At 53.6% G+C, this 18518-nt stretch carries 19 protein-coding genes; 11 read left to right on the top strand and 8 right to left on the bottom strand.

Annotation, left to right across the window (positions count from 1 at the left end; translation table 11 throughout):
* Positions 1 to 5 precede the first annotated feature (5 nt).
* The 5 genes from yebS (at position 6) to PGR09_RS09285 (ending at position 6057) form a co-directional block, all read left to right on the top strand.
* Positions 6 to 1289: a membrane integrity lipid transport subunit YebS gene (gene yebS / locus PGR09_RS09265; RefSeq protein WP_047045296.1), complete on the top strand. Its 1284-nt coding sequence runs from the start codon at positions 6 to 8 to the stop codon at positions 1287 to 1289.
* Positions 1258 to 3891 carry a PqiB family protein gene (locus PGR09_RS09270; protein ID WP_045390368.1) on the top strand — a complete coding sequence of 878 codons (2634 nt, stop codon included), beginning with the start codon at positions 1258 to 1260 and terminating at the stop codon, positions 3889 to 3891. Before yebS ends, PGR09_RS09270 begins: the two co-directional genes overlap by 32 nt.
* 87 nt (positions 3892 to 3978) lie before the next feature.
* The gene (gene rsmF, locus PGR09_RS09275) at positions 3979 to 5412 is read left to right on the top strand and encodes a 16S rRNA (cytosine(1407)-C(5))-methyltransferase RsmF (protein ID WP_074165435.1); all 1434 of its coding nucleotides are present in this window, start codon (positions 3979 to 3981) and stop codon (positions 5410 to 5412) included.
* A gap of 112 nt (positions 5413 to 5524) precedes the next feature.
* Positions 5525 to 5764, top strand: a complete 240-nt coding sequence (locus PGR09_RS09280; RefSeq protein WP_015705939.1) for a YebV family protein — start codon at positions 5525 to 5527, stop codon at positions 5762 to 5764.
* Between the two features lie 101 nt (positions 5765 to 5865).
* A complete protein-coding gene (locus tag PGR09_RS09285) occupies positions 5866 to 6057 on the top strand; it encodes a YebW family protein (RefSeq protein WP_045376105.1) in 192 nt (63 codons plus the stop codon).
* 5 nt (positions 6058 to 6062) lie between these two features.
* Here the strand turns inward: PGR09_RS09285 and pphA are convergent, their stop codons facing one another.
* A complete protein-coding gene (gene pphA / locus PGR09_RS09290; protein ID WP_047045310.1) occupies positions 6063 to 6707 on the bottom strand; it encodes a protein-serine/threonine phosphatase in 645 nt (214 codons plus the stop codon).
* A gap of 145 nt (positions 6708 to 6852) precedes the next feature.
* Here pphA and PGR09_RS09295 point away from each other — a divergent pair, with 145 nt between their 5' ends.
* From PGR09_RS09295 to PGR09_RS09305, 3 genes are all read left to right on the top strand, one after another.
* Complete coding sequence (locus PGR09_RS09295; protein WP_047045312.1) at positions 6853 to 7821, top strand: VirK/YbjX family protein; 969 nt, start codon at positions 6853 to 6855, stop codon at positions 7819 to 7821.
* Positions 7822 to 7938: 117 nt separating this feature from the next.
* Complete coding sequence (locus PGR09_RS09300; protein WP_348874664.1) at positions 7939 to 8082, top strand: Ecr family regulatory small membrane protein; 144 nt, start codon at positions 7939 to 7941, stop codon at positions 8080 to 8082.
* Between the two features lie 795 nt (positions 8083 to 8877).
* The gene (locus PGR09_RS09305; protein WP_430916071.1) at positions 8878 to 9972 is read left to right on the top strand and encodes an acyltransferase family protein; all 1095 of its coding nucleotides are present in this window, start codon (positions 8878 to 8880) and stop codon (positions 9970 to 9972) included.
* A 476-nt stretch (positions 9973 to 10448) separates the two neighbouring features.
* Here the strand turns inward: PGR09_RS09305 and PGR09_RS09310 are convergent, their stop codons facing one another.
* From PGR09_RS09310 to yobA, 3 genes are read right to left on the bottom strand one after another with little or no spacing between them, the layout of a single operon-like run.
* Positions 10449 to 10790, bottom strand: coding sequence for a YebY family protein (locus PGR09_RS09310; protein ID WP_072251410.1), 342 nt, complete (start codon positions 10788 to 10790; stop codon positions 10449 to 10451).
* Between the two features lie 13 nt (positions 10791 to 10803).
* Positions 10804 to 11673: a copper homeostasis membrane protein CopD gene (gene copD, locus PGR09_RS09315; protein ID WP_430916072.1), complete on the bottom strand. Its 870-nt coding sequence runs from the start codon at positions 11671 to 11673 to the stop codon at positions 10804 to 10806.
* A 3-nt stretch (positions 11674 to 11676) separates the two neighbouring features.
* Positions 11677 to 12051: a CopC domain-containing protein YobA gene (yobA, locus tag PGR09_RS09320; RefSeq protein WP_430916073.1), complete on the bottom strand. Its 375-nt coding sequence runs from the start codon at positions 12049 to 12051 to the stop codon at positions 11677 to 11679.
* A 134-nt stretch (positions 12052 to 12185) separates the two neighbouring features.
* Here yobA and PGR09_RS09325 point away from each other — a divergent pair, with 134 nt between their 5' ends.
* Together PGR09_RS09325 and exoX are read left to right on the top strand one after the other, a co-directional pair.
* Positions 12186 to 12416: a DNA polymerase III subunit theta gene (locus PGR09_RS09325; protein ID WP_015366007.1), complete on the top strand. Its 231-nt coding sequence runs from the start codon at positions 12186 to 12188 to the stop codon at positions 12414 to 12416.
* 79 nt (positions 12417 to 12495) lie between these two features.
* Positions 12496 to 13155, top strand: coding sequence for an exodeoxyribonuclease X (gene exoX, locus PGR09_RS09330; RefSeq protein WP_045390333.1), 660 nt, complete (start codon positions 12496 to 12498; stop codon positions 13153 to 13155).
* A 2-nt stretch (positions 13156 to 13157) separates the two neighbouring features.
* Here the strand turns inward: exoX and ptrB are convergent, their stop codons facing one another.
* From ptrB to PGR09_RS09345, 3 genes are all read right to left on the bottom strand, one after another.
* Positions 13158 to 15218, bottom strand: coding sequence for an oligopeptidase B (gene ptrB / locus PGR09_RS09335; RefSeq protein ID WP_430916074.1), 2061 nt, complete (start codon positions 15216 to 15218; stop codon positions 13158 to 13160).
* Positions 15219 to 15340: 122 nt separating this feature from the next.
* Positions 15341 to 16012 (bottom strand): tellurite resistance TerB family protein, encoded by a 672-nt coding sequence (locus PGR09_RS09340; RefSeq protein ID WP_430916075.1) that lies wholly within the window; start codon positions 16010 to 16012, stop codon positions 15341 to 15343.
* Between the two features lie 105 nt (positions 16013 to 16117).
* Positions 16118 to 16477, bottom strand: a complete 360-nt coding sequence (locus tag PGR09_RS09345; protein ID WP_045390327.1) for a YebG family protein — start codon at positions 16475 to 16477, stop codon at positions 16118 to 16120.
* Positions 16478 to 16613: 136 nt separating this feature from the next.
* On the opposite strand from PGR09_RS09345, the gene purT reads away from it, so the two are divergent.
* On the top strand, positions 16614 to 17792 hold the full coding sequence (purT, locus tag PGR09_RS09350; protein WP_045390325.1) for a formate-dependent phosphoribosylglycinamide formyltransferase: 1179 nt from the start codon (positions 16614 to 16616) through the stop codon (positions 17790 to 17792).
* A 54-nt stretch (positions 17793 to 17846) separates the two neighbouring features.
* Here purT and PGR09_RS09355 read toward each other — a convergent pair whose 3' ends face one another.
* Positions 17847 to 18488, bottom strand: a complete 642-nt coding sequence (locus PGR09_RS09355) for a bifunctional 4-hydroxy-2-oxoglutarate aldolase/2-dehydro-3-deoxy-phosphogluconate aldolase (RefSeq protein ID WP_047077752.1) — start codon at positions 18486 to 18488, stop codon at positions 17847 to 17849.
* Positions 18489 to 18518 lie beyond the last annotated feature (30 nt).

Consider the following 18518-nt stretch of genomic DNA (forward strand, 5'->3'; position numbering starts at 1 on the left):
AATAAATGCTGATAAAAACACCCTCAATCACGCCGACGAAGAAGATTACCGTTCATTCGGTCAGTTCGCCAACGCCGCATGCGCACTATCAGCGCTGTACGCAGTGCGACATGCTGTTCCGCATACCGGTTGTGAAAAGAAATCAATGCGCCTGGTGTCCGCGGTGCAACGCGAAAGTACGCGACGGCCGCGATTGGTCCCTCTCCCGGCTCGCCAGTATGGCGTTTACGATGATGTTGCTGATGCCGTTCGCCTGGAGCGAGCCACTGCTGCGTTTGCATCTGCTCGGCGTGCGCATTGACGCTAACGTCCTGCAGGGGATCTGGCAGATGACCAACCAGGGCGACCCCATTACCGCCGCGATGGTGCTCTTCTGCGCCGTGGTTGCGCCCGTCCTGCTGGTGGTATCCATCGCCTACCTTTGGCTTGGCAACGTGCTGGGGATGAACCTGCGTCCGGTGCTGCTGATGCTCGGGAAACTGAAAGAGTGGGTGATGCTGGACATTTATCTGGTCGGTATCGGCGTCGCCTCCATTAAGGTCCAGGACTATGCCTTCCTGCAGCCCGGCATCGGCCTAATCGCGTTTATCGCGCTGACCCTACTCAGCATCCTGACGCTCATCCACATGAACGTTGAAGAGTTGTGGGAGCGTTTTTATCCCGAACGACCGGCAATGCGCTACGACACCAATCTTCAGGTTTGCACCGGCTGTCACTATACCGGTTATCGCGACTCCCGCGGCCGCTGCCGCCGGTGCCATACCTCGCTGCATCATCGCCGGCCGCAAAGCCTGCAGCGTAGCTGGGCGGCCCTGATTGCGTCGCTGGTTTTCCTGCTGCCGGCCAACCTGCTGCCGATATCGATAATCTACGTCAATGGCTCGCGCCAGGAAGATACGATTCTTTCGGGCATTATTTCACTTGCCAACAGCAACATCGCTATCGCCGGCGTAGTGTTCATCGCCAGTATTTTGGTACCATTCACCAAAGTTATAGTGTTATTTACCCTGCTGGTCAGCATACAATTCAAATGCGAACAGGGGCTACGTACGCGTATCCTGCTGCTGCGGCTGATTACCTGGATCGGCCGCTGGTCGATGTTGGATCTGTTTGTTATCTCATTAACCATGTCGTTGATAAACCGCGATCAGCTCCTGGCTTTTACCATGGGGCCGGCGGCGGTGTACTTCGGCGGCGCGGTGATTTTAACTATCCTTGCAGTTGAATGGCTGGACAGCCGCTTACTTTGGGACGCTCATGAGTCAGGAAACGCCCGCTTCGCCGACTGAAGCCAAAATAAAAACCAAACGTCGTATCTCGCCATTCTGGTTGTTGCCGGTCATCGCGCTGATGATTGCCGGATGGCTCATCTGGACCAGCTTTGAAGGCCGGGGAACGACGATTACCATCGATTTCCAGTCCGCAAACGGGATTGTTCCGGGGCGTACGCCTATCCGCTATCAAGGGGTAGAAGTTGGTACGGTACAGGATATCTCTTTGAGTAAGGACCTCAGCAAGATCGAAGTTTCCGCCAGCGTGAAGAGCGATATGAAAGACGCGCTGCGCAAAGACACCCAGTTCTGGCTGGTGACGCCAAAAGCTTCACTGGCCGGCGTTTCCGGGCTGGATGCGCTGGTCGGCGGTAACTATATCGGCATGATGCCGGGCAAAGGCGAACCGGAAGATCACTTCGTCGCCCTGGATACTCAGCCAAAATACCGCATCAACAACGGCGAACTAATGATTCATCTGCAGGCGCCGGATCTCGGCTCGCTGAACAGCGGCTCGCTGGTCTATTTCCGTAAAATTCCGGTTGGCCGGGTGTATGACTACACGCTCAACGCCAACAATCAGGGGGTGACGATTGATGTATTAATCGAGCGTCGCTTCACCAATCTTGTTAAAAAAGGCAGTCGGTTCTGGAACGTCTCCGGGATTAAAGCCGACGTCAGCCTGAGTGGCGCCAAAGTCCAGCTGGAAAATCTCTCCGCGTTAGTTAACGGCGCCATCGCCTTTGACTCGCCAGACGACTCCAAAGCGGCGGCGCAAAACGACGAGTACAACCTGTATGAGGATCTGGCGCACAGCCAGCGCGGCGTGCTGGTGACGCTGGAGCTGCCCGACGGCGATGGGTTGAAGGCGGGCTCTACGCCGCTGATGTACCAGGGGCTGGAAGTGGGTCAGTTAACCAAACTCAATCTCAATCCCGGCGGTAAAGTTAGCGGTGAGATGACCGTCGACCCGAGCGTGGTCACCCTGCTTCGGGATAAAACGCTGATTCAAATGAAGAAGCCGAAAATCTCGCTGGATAACCCAAGCGTCAGCGCCCTACTCACCGGCAACACCTTCGAACTGGTACCCGGTGACGGCGAACCGCGCAATCACTTTATGGTTATGCCAGCCGATAAAGCGCTGCTGGATGAGCCTAACGTCGCCACCGTGACGTTATCGGCGCCGGAAAGCTATGGCGTTTCCGCCGGCCAGCCGCTGATGCTGCACGGCGTGAAAGTGGGCCAGGTACTGGAACGCAAGCTAACCGCAGAGGGTGTCACTTTCCAGGTCGCCATTGCGCCGGAGTATCGCAATCTGGTACGCGGCGATAGCAAATTTGTCGTCAACAGCCGCCTTGATGTGAAAGTTGGGCTGGATGGCGTGCAGGTACTCGGCGCCAGCGCCAGCGAATGGGTTGATGGCGGGATCCGCATCATCCCCGGCGAAAAAGGGGAAATGCAGAGCCGCTATCCGCTGTATGCCAACCTGGAAAAAGCGCAGGAAAATAGCCTTAGTGAAATCCCAACCACCACGCTAAGCCTTTCTGCGGAAACGCTGCCCGATGTGCAGGCAGGCTCGGTAGTGTTGTATCGCAAATTCGCCGTCGGCGAGATCATCTCGGTGAAGCCGCGCAGCAACGCATTCGATATCGATCTGCATATCAAACCGGAATATCGCCATTTGTTGACCAATAACAGCGTCTTCTGGGCCGAAGGCGGCGCAAAGGTAAAACTCGACGGTAATGGGCTAACCGTGCAGGCGTCACCGCTGGCGCGCGCGCTGAAAGGCGCCATCAGCTTCGATAACCTCAGCGGCAGCAGCGCCAACGCGCGCTTGAACAATAAGCGTATCCTCTACGCCTCCGAAACCGCTGCCCGCGCGGTGGGCGGCCAGATCACGCTGCACGCTTTCGATGCCGGTAAAATGGCGGCGGGTATGCCGATTCGCTACCTCGGTATCGACATCGGCCAGATCCAGTCGCTGGAACTGATCACGGCAAAGAATGAAGTTCAGGCCAAAGCGGTACTTTATCCGGAGTATGTTGGCACCTTTGCCCGTGCCGGGACGCGTTTCTCGGTCATTACGCCGCAGATCTCTGCCGCCGGCGTTGAACATCTGGACACGATTTTCCAGTCTTATATCAACGTTGAACCTGGCCGTGGTTCGCCGCGCCGCGACTTTGAGATTCAGGACACCACCATCACCGACTCACGTTACATCGATGGCCTGAGTATTATCGTCGAAGTGCCGGAAGCCGGTTCGCTCGATATTGGTACGCCGGTGCTGTTCCGCGGCCTGGAAGTGGGCACCGTGACCGGGCTGACCCTGGGTTCAATGTCCGACCGCGTAATGGTTAAGCTGCGTATCAGTAAGCGTTATCAGTACTTAGTGCGCAACAACTCGGTGTTCTGGTTGGCTTCCGGCTATAGCCTCGACTTCGGCCTGATTGGCGGCGTGGTGAAAACAGGTACCTTCAACCAGTTTATTCGCGGCGGTATCGCCTTTGCCACGCCGCCGGGAACGCCGCTGGCGCCGAAAGCGCAGGATGGCAAGCACTTCCTGCTGCTGGAAAGCGAGCCGAAAGAGTGGCGCGATTGGGGAACGGCGCTACCTAATTAATTCCCAATGTCCCATAAACGCCCCGGTGTCCCGCTCCGGGGCGTTTATGGTAAACTGCGCACCCTTTTTTCTTGTGGTGCGCTGCTCGTGGCTCAAAACGCTGTCTATCTTCCGGAACCCTTCCTCGCTCAAATGCGTGCGGCTATGCCAACGCATCTCTCTTTCGATGACTTTATCGCCGCCTGCCAGCGTCCGCTGCGTCGCAGTATCCGCGTCAATACGTTGAAGATTACGGTCGCTGATTTTCTGCAACTGGTCGCCCCTTACGGCTGGCAGTTAACGCCGGTTCCGTGGTGCGCCGAGGGTTTCTGGATCGAGCGCGATGACGACGATGTATTACCGCTTGGCAGCACCGCCGAGCATCTGAGCGGGCTCTTTTATATTCAGGAAGCGAGCTCGATGCTGCCGGTAGCGGCGCTGTTCGCCGATGGGAACATGCCTGAGCGAGTGATGGACGTCGCCGCCGCGCCGGGTTCCAAAACGACGCAAATCGCCGCTCGCATGGGCAATCGCGGCGGGATTCTGGCTAACGAATTCTCCGCCAGTCGGGTGAAAGTGCTGCACGCCAATATCAGCCGCTGCGGCATCACGAACGTTGCCCTCACCCACTTCGACGGGCGCGTCTTCGGCGCCGCTCTGCCTGAGTGCTTCGACGCGATTTTGCTCGACGCCCCCTGCTCGGGCGAAGGGGTAGTGCGAAAAGATCCCGACGCGCTGAAAAACTGGTCGCCAGAAAGTAATCAGGAGATTGCCGCCACCCAACGTGAGCTCATTGACAGCGCCTTTCACGCTCTGCGTCCTGGCGGCACCCTCGTTTACTCCACCTGTACGCTGAATCGTGAAGAAAACGAGGAAGTGATAAACTGGCTCCTGCAAACCTACCCGCAGGCGGTAGAAGTCCTGACGCTGGATTCACTGTTCCCACAGGCCCGCGAGGCGCTCACCGACGAAGGCTTCCTGCACGTGTTCCCGCAGATTTTTGATTGTGAGGGTTTTTTCGTTGCCCGCCTGCGTAAAACCGCCTCTATCGATCCGCTGCCTGCGCCCGGCTATAAAGTGGGTAAGTTCCCTTTCGCGCCGATGAAAGGACGTGAGGCAGCGGCTGTCACCGCAGCCGCCAACGCCGTTGGCCTGCATTGGGGAGAGCATCTTCATCTGTGGCAGCGTGATAAAGAAATCTGGCTGTTCCCACAGGCGCTGGAAGCGCTAATCGGCAACGTCCGTTTTTCGCGCATCGGGATCCGCCTCGCTGAAACACATAACAAAGGCTACCGCTGGCAGCATGAAGCAGCGATCGCGCTGGCCGCGCCAGAGGAGCCGTTTGAGCTCACCTTAGCGGAAGCGGAAGAGTGGTATCGTGGACGCGATGTCTATCCCGAGGCGCCGCCGCGGCAGGATGAAGTGATTGTCACGTTCCAGGGAACGCCATTAGGACTTGCCAAGCGTGTGGGATCGCGGTTGAAAAACAGTTACCCCCGCGAACTGGTGCGCGACGGCAAACTCTTCGCTGGAAAGTCGTGACCGCGCGCCAAAAAGCGCACTTTTTGACTGGCGATTTACTCCCCGTTGTCTACGCTGAAAAATGACGGCCTAACTGGTCGTACCACAACTCAGCAGACAAACGGGGTGAATGATGAGTAAAACTAACGTACGAATCGGCGCGTTTGAGATCGACGACGCCGAGCTGCATGGCGAGTCACAGGGTGAGCGAACGTTAAGCATTCCTTGCAAATCCGATCCTGACTTATGCATGCAATTAGACGCCTGGGATGCCGAAACCAGCGTTCCCGCCATTCTTAATGGCGAACATTCTGTGCTTTACCGCAAACATTACGATCGCCAATCCGATGCCTGGGTCATGCGCCTTGCCTGACTCAAATGAACCCGTCGCCTGAGACGGGTTATTTATATCCCTCCCCCGCTGCGCCAACTTCCCCTACACTTACCTTATGTTCATTCGCTAATGAGGGCGGGATGTTTGCCTTAGTATTATTCATTTGCTATCTGGACGGCGGGTGCGAAGACATCGTAGTGGATGTCTATGATAGCGAACGACAATGCCTCGTCGCTATGGACGACCAACGAATTCGCCAGGGAGGCTGTTTCCCGGTAGAAGATTTTATCGACGGCTTCTGGCGACCGGCGACGGAATACAGCGATTTTTAAGCGGCTCACTGCAGCTGCACCAGCGTTAGCTCTCCGCCAAACACCGCGCCGGTGTCAATGTAGTGTTGGTTATCGCTATCGTAACGGCGTTTAAGCGGCGTATGGCCAAACCAAAAGTGATCCGCCCCGGCTATCTCACCGTGCCGCCCCGCCAGATGATCGGTTAAACGCTGGCGGCCCCAGAGCACCTGATGTTCGTCCACGGGCAACTGCCAATGATAAACGCTGGCGGGATAGTCGGCATGGGCAATCACGTGGGTGGTATCCTGACAGCGGAGTTCAATGATTAACGGCACATCCCGGCAGCGGTTAAACAGCAAATCAGCCAACCGTTTCTGTTCTTGTGAGGCGGTTGGATACCACTCGCCACCGTTCATCGTCCACAGTGCCATTTCCCCGCTCGCCAGCGCATCCAGCGCCATTTGCTCATGGTTACCGCGCACCGCTCTGAACCACCGGCAACGCAGCAACCCCAGACATTCCACGCTTTGCGGCCCACGGTCAATCAGATCGCCAACAGAAATAAGAAGATCCTGCCAGGGATCAAATTTAAGCTGGCGCAGCTGGGACATTAATAAAGCAAAACAACCATGTAGATCGCCCACCAGCCAAATATTACGCCAGGTGCTACCTGCCAATCGCTGATACATATTTCACCCCCTCTGTTAATTATACAAAATATGTCTGAAAACGAGGTTGAAAATTCATACGTCAATCAACGTTAAACAAGGCGTAAATATAGTCTGGCGAACCATTAAGCTTGTCCCGCGAGATCCGTAAAATAAAAATAAAATAATGACGAGGTATGACATCGTGACGGACAATAGCCTGCATTCATCATGCACACTGCAGCAACGCTCAAATTTGATTGCCGATCTCGTAATGGGGCGTATCACGCCTGCGCCAATCTGGCAAAAACGCAACTTTCGGCTCAAATTCTTGTTGCGTACGGCATTATTTTATCAGCCGACCCGAGAAATGCTGGACACCCTTTCGGCACGTAGTGATTTCCGCCAACTGTTGGCTGCGCAGGCTACGCTTCCAGGTAAAGTACATCGTCAGTATTTAGTGCGCGATCTAAACGCGCGTCAGCGTTCCCAGGCCATCATCAGCCACTATCAGTATGTCGACTCGTTGGGCGAAAACCGGCTGGCGATGGCCATGATATCGCCGTCAGAACTACCGTTACTGACCCTGTCCGCTAAAGATGATGCGGCCTTTACGCTCTTTGCCTCGTCAGCCGGGAAAGCAGAGCGGGAAGGTGAAACCACCCTTTGGCTTCGCGATAGCCATCACCAGTTGTTGGCCAGCGTCACGTTTAGCGTAATCCGCCACCAAGGGCAGTGGCAACTGGTCATCGGCGGCCTGCAGGGGCCCCGCCGCCATGTTTCCCATGAGGTGATTAAACACGCGACCCGCGCCTGTTACGGCCTGTTCCCTAAGCGCCTGCTGCTGGAATTCATCTGGCTGTTGGCCGGCCAAAGCAATATTCAGGCTATTTACGCCGTTAGCGATAATGGCCACGTGTTCCGCGCTCTGCGCTATCGCTTAAGCAAAGGCCGGCACTTCCATGCCAGCTATGATGAGTTCTGGCAATCAATTGAAGGTGTGCGTGAGGATAGTTACCGCTGGCGCTTGCCGCTGAAACTGGAAAGAAAATCGCTGGAAAGTATCGCGAGCAAGAAGCGCGCCGAATATCGCCGCCGTTTCCAGCTAATGGATGAGATGGCCGTACAGGTGGCTAATCTGCTAAGTGTAAAATAAATATTCACGTCTTATTACGAAAAAAATTCGCCGTTTTAAATAACGGCGTTTTCATTTGTACATTCTTTGGTTAATATCGTGGCCTGTTGATAATCGGTTTAAGTTGGCCATTGACCCATGAGTAAAACTGAGATTTTCCTGCTGCTGGTTATCCTGCTTATTTTAGGCAGTGCCCTGTGGTTTATTTTCAGTGACGAGATATGGGTATTGGTCAGCTATCTGGAAACCTTACTCTATCCATCATTAATCGCCCCAGAATAAATGCAAACATGCTGACTTTACCAGGACTTCATTCTGGCTGTATCAATTGGCGGCAGAAGGTCTACACTTCCCAAAGAACCGCATTAATTGCATAACATTCCATCATTGCCTCATTTTATTTATCATACAAATATGTATACTAATGACTTCCGATGTAGACCCATCCTTCACCTGCACTATGGGTCTGGTTATGTGCAGGTGTCTTCTTTCCGACCGCGATCTTCAACGTAACCCGTTCTTCCCGCCGTTTTACAGCCTATACCGACAACAAAATGAGCGGATCGCGAATTGCAGCTTACGGAATAGCTGCGTTCTCAACGGTCCCCATACGAAAAGCTACGATGTAAAACACCTTTAGCATTAATTTTAGACAATGCTCAGCCTGGATAGAGGGGTGACAGGCTCTGAAAGCCACATCGGGAATCGGATATCTGATTATCATTATTCACGGATTATCTCATGAACCACTGCTCAAATAAGAGCATCTAGCTAATTTAATACAACCTCAGAAATATATTATTCGCGCGGTGAATATTAATAAAATAAAAAATACATGCGCTATATATAAATATCTAAACAAACCTATTAATCCATATTAAATTTTATCTGAAAAAGTAACAAAAAAAATGAACATCTCAAACAATAAATCCATAACCATTTGATAATAATGAAAAATAAAACAGATCACAATAATTACTAATACTTGTAGATTACCCCCCCCTCTTATTTATGCTGAGAGACTGCATTGTAAGTGATAACATCTGCGGAAATTCTTACCTTCAGATTGTTGATTAAATGAACAGCAAACAAGAAATAGTATCGATACATTACCTTCGAGGTATAGCAGCATTATTAGTCGTATTACTTCACATCTCCTGGTATATGGGTGATGAATGGGGACATCTATTCGATGCCGGAAGGATTGGTGTGGATATATTTTTTATAATCAGTGGATTTATTATTGCCTATGCCACAAAAAATGGTAATGAAAGTACGGCTTTATTCCTGGGAAAAAGAATTGTGCGAATTTACCCTTACCTTTTTATTGTCTGGGTATTCTATTGTTTAACAGTGTTTCGCGACATTAATCTATCAACCATGATTAAATCCTTACTTTTGTTTCATAAAGATTACTCTACTCCCGCTCCTGCTTATGACTTTAACCTGATGGGAACCCCATGGACATTAACCTATGAAGTTTATTTTTACATTGTATTTTCAGTAGCTATGAAAGCATCACAAAAATACAGATCTGTGCTATGCTCTCTGTTCTTAATAGCATTAACAGTTATATCCCAAATTACATATAATGGTACTTTTGAGTTCAACCGATATGTATCAGCAAATATATTAGTACAACATTGGCATCAGGTGCCAATCAAAATCATTAGCACCACAATCACCTGGGAATTCATTGCTGGGATGGCACTTTTCGAGCTGAGAGGTTGGCTTGTAAAATATAGGAGCAAACTCTTTGAACAGGCCTTAATAATATTATCAACGATATATTTGACGATGTTATATGTCAATGGTGGCCATGGTTTAATATTCAAAGTTGGTATTTTTTATGGGGCATTTTTGATATTTTTCACGGCCCTATACTTTGAAGCCGGGAATGCCATTTTCAAAAACAAGTTCCTGCATTTTCTGGGCAATATTTCATATTCGATGTATCTTATTCATTATGCAATAAACCAGTACATCAGAATCCATACCAACTGGATTTGGAGTGATATCCCTGGGATCATAAAAGTCGCGGCTATACTCAGCCTGACTTTCGTCTTCTCTTATTTATCATATCGACTCATAGAATTACCCGCGATGAGGATGTTTAAATACTATATAAAAAGACATTCTGTTAAAGCGAGTGAGACAAAGTTGGCCGTATAAAAGAGGGCTGCCCCTCTCTACAATAGTTTACTCATCAAAAATTCACGTTTTCACTAAAGTGACATTTCGGGTATCGGAGTTGCCGTTGCGACGCGACGGCAATTTTTATGTAAAAATAATGTTAAGCAGGTTTTGGTTGTGATATAAGTGAGAAAGCTCAACGTTCAGCCGTATGAGCATTAACAATGGATGTGTATAACTCGCTGAATAATAGATAAAAAGAGACCGAACACGATTCCTGTATTCGGTCCAGGGAAATGGCTCTTGGGAGAGAGCCGTGCGCTAAAAGTTGGCATTAATGCAGGCTAAGTCGCCTTGCCTTATAAGAATAGTTGACTGTGTCAGCTTTTCCAGTCCGCGACAAAAGCGGTTGAAAAATTGCTGACAAAATCCGTTGCGCCAACAAAAAACCGCCGCGTTTTTCCACAAGATGCAGGCGGTTTTTTATCTTTAAAACAACGTGATATAGGTAATTATCAGCAGAGCTTTTGCGCTCGTTCGATAAACGGCGCCAGACTCATTTTTTGCCCCGGATGCTGCGGATCGTCAGCCAGGATGATTGAAATCGGCTGCGCGGTAGTCTTACCGGCCTTCACTTCCTGCTCGGCGACATCATTCAGCGGATACTGCACCAGGGTGCTCGGGTTAATCACATAAAGCGCATTACCCGGGCGGCAGGTTAACATCACCTCTTCGCGGGTGAAGGCCCAGTTGTCCTTGCCCACTTCAAAACGGCTCACGGTAATCACCTGTGGCGCCGCCAGCGCGGCGCCTGAGCTTGCCAGTAACAACATTGTCAGAACGATTTTTTTCATCATTTAGCCAGTTAACTCAATTAGGTTGCCAGGTCGCGAACAGGCTGACGGCGAGGATCGCCAGCGCGGCAAGCGCCATTTCCAGCTGTGTAGTGCGTAAAATAGTCCGTTCCGCCCATGCGCCTTCGCCTGACATTCGCGGTACCAGAACATACCTGTTCACCAGCGCAATTGCTACCATCGCGGCGACCAGCGCACATTTGAGCAACAACATCGCTCCCCACGGTGAATCGCCAATCATCCGCCCCTGTATTAATAGCGTATTGCCAATTCCGCTGGCAATCGCGCCAGCCACGGCCAGATGCCCATAACGTGAAAAACGCATCATGGTGGTTATCGCTACCTGACGCCAGCGCCCGCGCGCCAGCCGCAGGCAATAGACAAATGGCAACAGCCCGCCGGCCCAGGCAGCGACGCAGAACAGATGTAGCGCGTGATTGGTGCGCTGTAGCGCGCCGAGCCAACCGTCGTTCATCGCCGCATGCCCCACGCCGGCCATTAACAACAACTGCGCGCAAAATAGCAGTAACAGAAGACGCGCCGGGCGGCGTGGTTTGAGCCACGCCACCGCCAGCGCAATCCACGCCAGCACCATTTGCCAAAGCCAGACGCCGCCGAACTGCGTCCCGATAACAGCCCTCCAGATTGCAGGTCGCCAGACATCCCCCCAGCCATCGGCCATCAACCCGCCTTGTGCCATCAGCATCAAGGTGGCTGAAATAGCGCTAATCATTAGCAGGTAGCGCAGCAAAGGATAAAAACGCTGCATCAGCAGACGACGCAGCGAGGCTGGCGCCCACCATGCGCCGTACAGCGCGCAACCGAAAGCCGTCATCAATGAGATGAAGTGGACAAACCGCAGGCCGACATACACTCCCGTCAGCATGGTTTACTTCACGCTGAAGTGGTATTGCCCTTTGGTCTTATGGCCGTCAACGGAGACCACATGCCACGCTACGGTATACTCGCCCGCCGCCAGCGGTTCAGTCAGCGGCAGCGTTAATTGCGCCTTATTACCGTCGCTGCGGGCCAGCTTGCCGGTAGCGACAGGTTTATTCTGCGGGCCGCTGAGGGTCACACCGCTGAAGGAGAGCTCGACGCCTTCACTAAACGTTAACGTGAGCGACTGCGGCGACGCGGAGACCGTCGAATCGGCCGCCGGGATTTGTTGTTGCAGATGAGCATGAGCAAAAGCGCTGGCGGTGGTTAACATAGCGCTGAAAAATACGGCGGCGTCTAGCGCGCGTCCGGCGATGTTTCGCATAAACGTCATTCCTTTTTGTTATGTATGTTGGACAGAGAATAACCCTGTATAATGGCATAGTCGAGCTAAGCATCCGGGACTTGCCTTTCAGCGTCACGCTTAGTAACTTTTGCGCCGTAATGAAGGAGGTACTGATGGCAAATAATCTGGCAAAAATTTCGCAAGATGAAATGGACAAGGTCAACGTTGATCTCGCGGCGGCCGGCGTCGCCTTTAAAGAACGCTACAATATGCCGGTCGTTGCCGACCTCGTCGAGCGAGAGCAACCGGCTCACCTGCGCGACTGGTTCCGTGAACGTCTGATCGCGCACCGTCTGGCATCCGTGTCACTTTCCCGCCTGCCGTATGAACCGAAAGCAAAATGATTGCTCATTCCTTGAGGATCCCCCCATTGGCATCCGCCGCGCATTCCTTTACGCTGGTGTTTTTGGCGAGGAGTAAGCCATGCTGCGCGTAATCGATACCGAAACCTGCGGTTTGCAGGGCGGCATTGTCGAAATTGCCTCCGTCGATATCATCGACGGCCAGATAACGAATCCCATGAGTCATCTGGTGAGACCTGACCGCCCTATCAGCCCGCAGGCGATGGCTATCCACCGCATCACTGAAGAAATGGTGGCCGATAAGCCCTGGATTGAAGAAATCGTACCGCAATACCAGGGCAGTCCATGGTATGTCGCCCATAACGCCAGCTTTGATCGCCGGGTATTACCGGAAATGAACGGCGAGTGGATTTGTACTATGAAGCTGGCGCGCCGCCTGTGGCCGGGAATTAAGTACAGCAATATGGGGTTGTATAAGTCGCGCAAGCTAAGCGTAGCCACCCCACCGGGTTTGCATCACCACCGCGCGCTGTACGACTGTTATATCACCGCTGCCCTACTGCTGGATATCATGCAGGTTTCCGGCTGGTCACCGGATGAAATGGCCGACATTACCGGCCGACCGGCGCTGCTGACTACCTTTACCTTCGGCAAATATCGCGGCAAAGCGGTGTCGGAAGTGGCGGAAAACGATCCAGGCTATTTACGTTGGCTGTTCAATAACCTGGACCGAATGAGCCCTGAACTGCGGCTGACCCTCAAACACTACCTCGGCGAGTAACGCTACACTTCTACCTTGCCGGGCAAGGTGCCTTGCGCGAGGGCGATTAAAAAGGCGTACTCCAACGCCACGCCCTCGTAGCTTTTAAACCGTCCCGACTTACCGCCATGCCCGGAATCCATGTCGGTACATAACAGCAGCAGATTGTCGTCGGTTTTCAGCTCGCGTAGCTTCGCCACCCATTTTGCGGGTTCCCAGTATTGCACCTGCGAATCATGCAGCCCGGTGGTCACTAACATATGCGGATAAGCCTGGGCTGAGACGCCATCATAGGGGCTATAGCTCTTCATATAGTGATAATAGGTTTCGTCCTGCGGGTTTCCCCACTCCTCAAACTCACCGGTCGTGAGCGGAATAGATTCGTCGAGCATGGTGGTCAGTACGTCAACAAACGGCACCTGCGCCACTACGCCATGGAACAACTCCGGTCGTTGGTTTATCGCCACGCCCATCAGCATGCCGCCGGCGCTGCCGCCCATGCCATAGCATAATTTAGGGTCGCCATATCCCTGCGCCAGCAGCGCATCGCAGACGTCCAGATAATCGTTAAAGGTATTCTTCTTGTTGAGGAATTTGCCGTCTTCATACCACTGCTGGCCAAGTTCGCCGCCGCCGCGAATATGGGCTATTGCAAAGACAAAACCGCGATCCAGCAGGCTCAGACGGCTGGCGCTAAAATCGGCGTCCATGCTGGCGCCGTAAGAGCCATAGCCGTACACCAGTAACGGGCTGACCCCTTTGCGAAAGTGTTCACGGTGATAGACCAGCGATACCGGCACCTCCACGCCGTCACGCGCTGTCACCCACAGATGTTCGCTGCGATAACAGGCAGCGTCAAAGCCCTGCACTTCCTGTTGTTTGATAACCCGCCGCTCGCCGGTATCCATATCCAGCTCAAATAGCGTATCCGGGGTCGTCATCGATGAATAACCGTAGCGCAGCCTTGACGTTTCCGGTTCCGGATTATAGGCAAGCCAGGTGACGTAGGCGGGATCGTCAAAGGCGATGCCAACCACTTCTCGCGTTTTACGGTTGATCTGCCGCAGGCTGGTCAAGCCACGCTGACGCTCCTCAACCACCAGCCAGTCGGTGAATAAAGTAAAGCCTTCGAGCATCACGTCAGGACGTGCTGGGATCAGCGTCTGCCACTGGTCTTCGTCGCGGAGCACGGTGCGGTAAAGCCCGAAGTTTTTACCCTCGCGATTAGAACGCAGGTAAAACGCGTGCTGATAATGGTCGAGGCTATATTCATGATCCTTGCGTCGCGGCAAAAAGCACACCGGTGCCGCATCGGGAAGTTCCGGATTAAGGAGTAACACTTCACTGGTGGTGGCGCTGGCAAGATAAATAACCACAAACTGCTGGGAGGTGGTTTTATGCACGCTGACGTAAAACGTGTCGTCTTTCTCTTCGTAGACCAACACATCGTTATCCGCGCTAGTGCCAATGGCATGCCGCCAGACCTGATACGGCAGCAGCGTGGTCGGGTGCTTACGCACATACCACAAAAAACGAGAGTCATTACTCCAGGCAAATCCTGGCGTGACGTTTTCCAGGATCTCAGCCGACCATTCGCCGCTGCTCAGATCCTTAAAACGTAAGCCGTACTGACGGCGGGAAAGATAATCTTCCGCCACCGCCATCAGTTGGTTGTTCGGCGCGACGCCTAATCCGCCGAGAGTATAGAATTCGCTCTTCGCCGCCCGTTGGTTGGCGTCGAGCAAAATCTCCCATTCATCCCACTCTTCTTTGAGCACCGATTGACGTTGGTAAATCGCGTATTCACAGCCTGGTTCATAGACCTGGCGATAGCGGTAGCCATTTTTACTATAAGGAGCGGAGACCTCCCGCTGCGGAATGCGATCGATGATTTCCTTCAGCACCCGCTCCTGCAGGCTGCTTTGTGAATCCATCACCTTTTTGCCGTAGTCATTTTCCTGATGGAGATACTCCAGCACTTCCGGGCGCGCGCGTTCGTCATCGCGTAGCCAGTAGTAGTTATCGATGCGAGTGTCGCCATGTAGCGTCATGGCGTGGGGGATCCGTTTGGCTTTCGGTAGCATGCGTTATTCTTCTGCGTCTTATTATGGAATCACAAAATCACTCAGGGCGCCGAGCGCCCTGAACGATGTCGTGTCTATAAGGGTGGCAAAAGTGGCCAGCGATGCAAGCGAAACGCTCTCTTTTAAGAATCAAGCGCCTGCTTTTGCGCCTGAACATCGCGTTCTATCTCCTGACGAACGTCCTCAGGCAGCTTGAGCGCATCGCCGAGCGCATCCAGATAGCTGCGCTCCATAAAATGGTCGATATCAATTACCGCGCAGCTGAGGTAGTAGATTTCCAGCGCTTCTTGCCCATCGCGCACGCTTTGCGCCAGCCGCTGCGGGTCGAGCGGCTGGGTTAAAACCCTGTCGATCAACACTCGGCCCTGCACGTCGATGTTCGCCGCGCGCAACTGCTCTTCTATATGCTGACGTTCACGTTCGTCAATATGACCGTCGCTTTTGGCGGCAAAGACTAGCGCGGTAATCAGCCGCTCGCTGCGCGCATCAAGCACAACCGGTTCCTGGGCAACCGCGGTGGATGTCTGCATTGCGATATCCGCCTGCTGACCGCGCATTTTTTGCTGATATTTATTCCACAGCACGCTGCCTGCCACCGCGCCGCCGCCAACCAGCAGAACGCCAGTGCCATATTTCGCCAGCAGCTTGCGCGATGATTTGCTGGCGACCAACAAACCCGCAAGGCCGCCCAATGCGCCGGGCAGCAGGTTTTTAGCGGATGAAGACTTTTCAGCGGAAACGGAATCGCCCTGCTGACCCAGCAGGGACTGAAGTTGATTAAGCCAGTTAGCCATAACATTCCTCATAGCGCGAGATGCGATGCCATCAGCCTAAACGACGAGACGTCAGGAAATGTTATGGCTGGCTAAAGATGCGAAAATTTCCGTTGCGCCCGGTTATCAGGCGGCCTTTGCTTTGCGCGGCTTTTTCGCGGCGCCTTCTTCGGCGGCACCAGGCTGAGCCTCGTCCTCTGTAGGCGCAGACTCCGGCATTTCTGCCGCCGCCTCAGCATGATCTTCTGCTTCCGGCAATTTCCCTGACTTCAGAATGTGGTGTAAGGCGTCTTTGCGCTCGGCCAGCCACATCGACATATTGTCACGCTGAGCTTCATCTAATTCCAGCGGGCACGCGACCAGCCAGTCATTGAGCACCTCAGCCAAATCGAGCATTTTGTCGTAAGCATCGGCCTCTTTTTTGCTGGCAAAAGACATTTTTTCCTCACCTTCACGGATCACGACGTATTTGATTTCAACCGCCATTGTGCAGCCCCTTTATGCTGTATTTATATACAGTATATCAAATTTCGCCGCCGTTCTCAACTTACGCGTATAAAGACAGACGCAAACGTTTTCGTTTATAATGCGCGGCATGTTCTGTTTACGCTGAGAGTAGGTTATGACTTTATTAGGTACCGCGCTGCGCCCCGCGGCCACGAAGGTAATGTTGTTAGGTTCCGGCGAGCTCGGAAAAGAAGTCGCCATTGAATGCCAGCGGCTGGGTATTGAAACCATCGCCGTCGACCGCTATCCCGATGCGCCGGCGATGCAGGTGGCCCATCGTTCGCACGTCATCAACATGCTGCACGGCGACGCGCTGCGTGAACTGATCGCCTTAGAAAGGCCAGATTATATCGTGCCGGAGATCGAAGCCATTGCCACCGACACTCTGGTTGAACTTGAACAAGCCGGGCAAAAAGTGGTGCCAACCGCGCGGGCCGCGAAACTCACCATGAATCGCGAAGGCATTCGCCGGCTGGCGGCAGAAGAACTGCAGATCCCCACCTCTGCCTATCGTTTTGCCGACAGTGAAGAAGGGTTCCGCGCCGCCGTCGCCGAAATTGGTCTGCCTTGTATCGTTAAGCCGGTAATGAGTTCCTCGGGTAAAGGCCAAAGCTTTATCCGCTCGGCTGACCAGCTCAGCGCCGCCTGGCAATACGCCCAACAGGGCGGGCGCGCAGGCGCCGGACGCGTCATCGTCGAAGGGGTGGTAAATTTTGATTTTGAAATTACGCTGCTCACCGTCAGCGCCGTCGACGGCGTCCACTTTTGCGCCCCGGTAGGCCATCGTCAGGAAGATGGCGACTACCGTGAATCCTGGCAGCCGCAGCAGATGAGCGATCTCGCGCTGCAACGCGCGCAGGAGATCGCCCGCAAAGTGGTGCTGGCGCTGGGTGGATATGGGCTCTTCGGCGTTGAATTGTTCGTTTGCGGCGATGAGGTTATCTTCAGCGAAGTCTCCCCTCGCCCACACGATACCGGCATGGTCACTCTGATCTCGCAGGATCTGTCGGAATTCGCCCTGCACGTTCGCGCCTTCCTTGGCCTGCCGATCGGCGCCATCCGCCAGTATGGCCCAGCGGCATCGGCGGTGATTTTACCGCAGCTAACCAGTGAGAATGTGACCTTTGGCAATCTGCATGCCGCCGTTGGCGCGGGTCTGCAGTTGCGGCTGTTCGGCAAACCGGAAATCGCCGGCGCGCGTCGCCTGGGCGTTACGCTGGCGGTTGCTGACAACGTCGATGAAGCCATCAGCCGCGCCAAAAACGCTGCCGCCGCGGTTGTCGTGAAGGGATAAAAAAAAGCCCGGTCGCTCACGCGGGCCGGGCTTCTGTCATTTAAGGCGCAGAAATTATTTCGCGCCTTCTACCGCTTCGCGGGCCAGTTTGGTGATGCGATCGTAGTCGCCGCTTTCCAGCGCGTCGGCCGGAACCAGCCAGGAGCCGCCGATGCACAGCACGCTGTTAAGCGCCAGATAGTCGCGGTAATTCGCCGGAGAGATGCCGCCGGTCGGGCAAAAACGAATGTGGCCGAATGGACCCGCAATCGCCTGCAGCGCTTTCACGCCGCCGTTCGCTTCCGCCGGGAAGAATTTGAACTCTTTCAGGCCATACTGCATGCCCAGCATCAGCTCGGATACGGTGCTAATACCCGGGATCAGCGGGATAGTACCTTCGCCGGTCGCCGCTTTCAGCAGGGATTCGGTCAGGCCCGGGCTAATAGCGAACTGCGCGCCTGCTTCAGTTACGGCTTTCAGTTGCTCAACGTTGGTCACGGTGCCGGCGCCGACAATCGCCTCCGGCACTTCTTTGGCGATAGCGCGGATAGCTTCCAGCGCGCACTCGGTGCGCAACGTGACTTCCAGAACGCGTACACCGCCTGCAACCAGCGCTTTCGCCATCGGCACCGCGTGTTCCAGCTTTTTCACCACGATAACCGGTACGACCGGGCCGTTAGTCAGGATTGCTTCTGCAGTTGTTTTCCAGTTTTTCATCAGAGTTTTCTCTCGCCAGATCTACAAATC

Origin of the sequence: Klebsiella sp. 141251, assembly GCF_050600725.1 — a bacterium.
GTDB classification, from domain to species: domain Bacteria; phylum Pseudomonadota; class Gammaproteobacteria; order Enterobacterales; family Enterobacteriaceae; genus Klebsiella; species Klebsiella aerogenes.

Excerpts from the sequence above, each read along its gene's own strand:
- yebS (WP_047045296.1), top strand. The coding sequence starts at position 6 with ATGCTGATAAAAACACCCTCAATCACGCCGACGAAGAAGATTACCGTT.
- PGR09_RS09270 (WP_045390368.1), top strand. The coding sequence starts at position 1,258 with ATGAGTCAGGAAACGCCCGCTTCGCCGACTGAAGCCAAAATAAAAACC.
- PGR09_RS09280 (WP_015705939.1), top strand. The coding sequence starts at position 5,525 with ATGAGTAAAACTAACGTACGAATCGGCGCGTTTGAGATCGACGACGCC.
- PGR09_RS09285 (WP_045376105.1), top strand. The coding sequence starts at position 5,866 with ATGTTTGCCTTAGTATTATTCATTTGCTATCTGGACGGCGGGTGCGAA.
- pphA (WP_047045310.1), bottom strand. The coding sequence starts at position 6,707 with ATGTATCAGCGATTGGCAGGTAGCACCTGGCGTAATATTTGGCTGGTG.
- PGR09_RS09295 (WP_047045312.1), top strand. The coding sequence starts at position 6,853 with ATGACGAGGTATGACATCGTGACGGACAATAGCCTGCATTCATCATGC.
- PGR09_RS09300 (WP_348874664.1), top strand. The coding sequence starts at position 7,939 with ATGAGTAAAACTGAGATTTTCCTGCTGCTGGTTATCCTGCTTATTTTA.
- PGR09_RS09305 (WP_430916071.1), top strand. The coding sequence starts at position 8,878 with ATGAACAGCAAACAAGAAATAGTATCGATACATTACCTTCGAGGTATA.
- PGR09_RS09310 (WP_072251410.1), bottom strand. The coding sequence starts at position 10,790 with ATGATGAAAAAAATCGTTCTGACAATGTTGTTACTGGCAAGCTCAGGC.
- copD (WP_430916072.1), bottom strand. The coding sequence starts at position 11,673 with ATGCTGACGGGAGTGTATGTCGGCCTGCGGTTTGTCCACTTCATCTCA.
- yobA (WP_430916073.1), bottom strand. The coding sequence starts at position 12,051 with ATGCGAAACATCGCCGGACGCGCGCTAGACGCCGCCGTATTTTTCAGC.
- PGR09_RS09325 (WP_015366007.1), top strand. The coding sequence starts at position 12,186 with ATGGCAAATAATCTGGCAAAAATTTCGCAAGATGAAATGGACAAGGTC.
- exoX (WP_045390333.1), top strand. The coding sequence starts at position 12,496 with ATGCTGCGCGTAATCGATACCGAAACCTGCGGTTTGCAGGGCGGCATT.
- ptrB (WP_430916074.1), bottom strand. The coding sequence starts at position 15,218 with ATGCTACCGAAAGCCAAACGGATCCCCCACGCCATGACGCTACATGGC.
- PGR09_RS09340 (WP_430916075.1), bottom strand. The coding sequence starts at position 16,012 with ATGGCTAACTGGCTTAATCAACTTCAGTCCCTGCTGGGTCAGCAGGGC.
- PGR09_RS09345 (WP_045390327.1), bottom strand. The coding sequence starts at position 16,477 with ATGGCGGTTGAAATCAAATACGTCGTGATCCGTGAAGGTGAGGAAAAA.
- purT (WP_045390325.1), top strand. The coding sequence starts at position 16,614 with ATGACTTTATTAGGTACCGCGCTGCGCCCCGCGGCCACGAAGGTAATG.
- PGR09_RS09355 (WP_047077752.1), bottom strand. The coding sequence starts at position 18,488 with ATGAAAAACTGGAAAACAACTGCAGAAGCAATCCTGACTAACGGCCCG.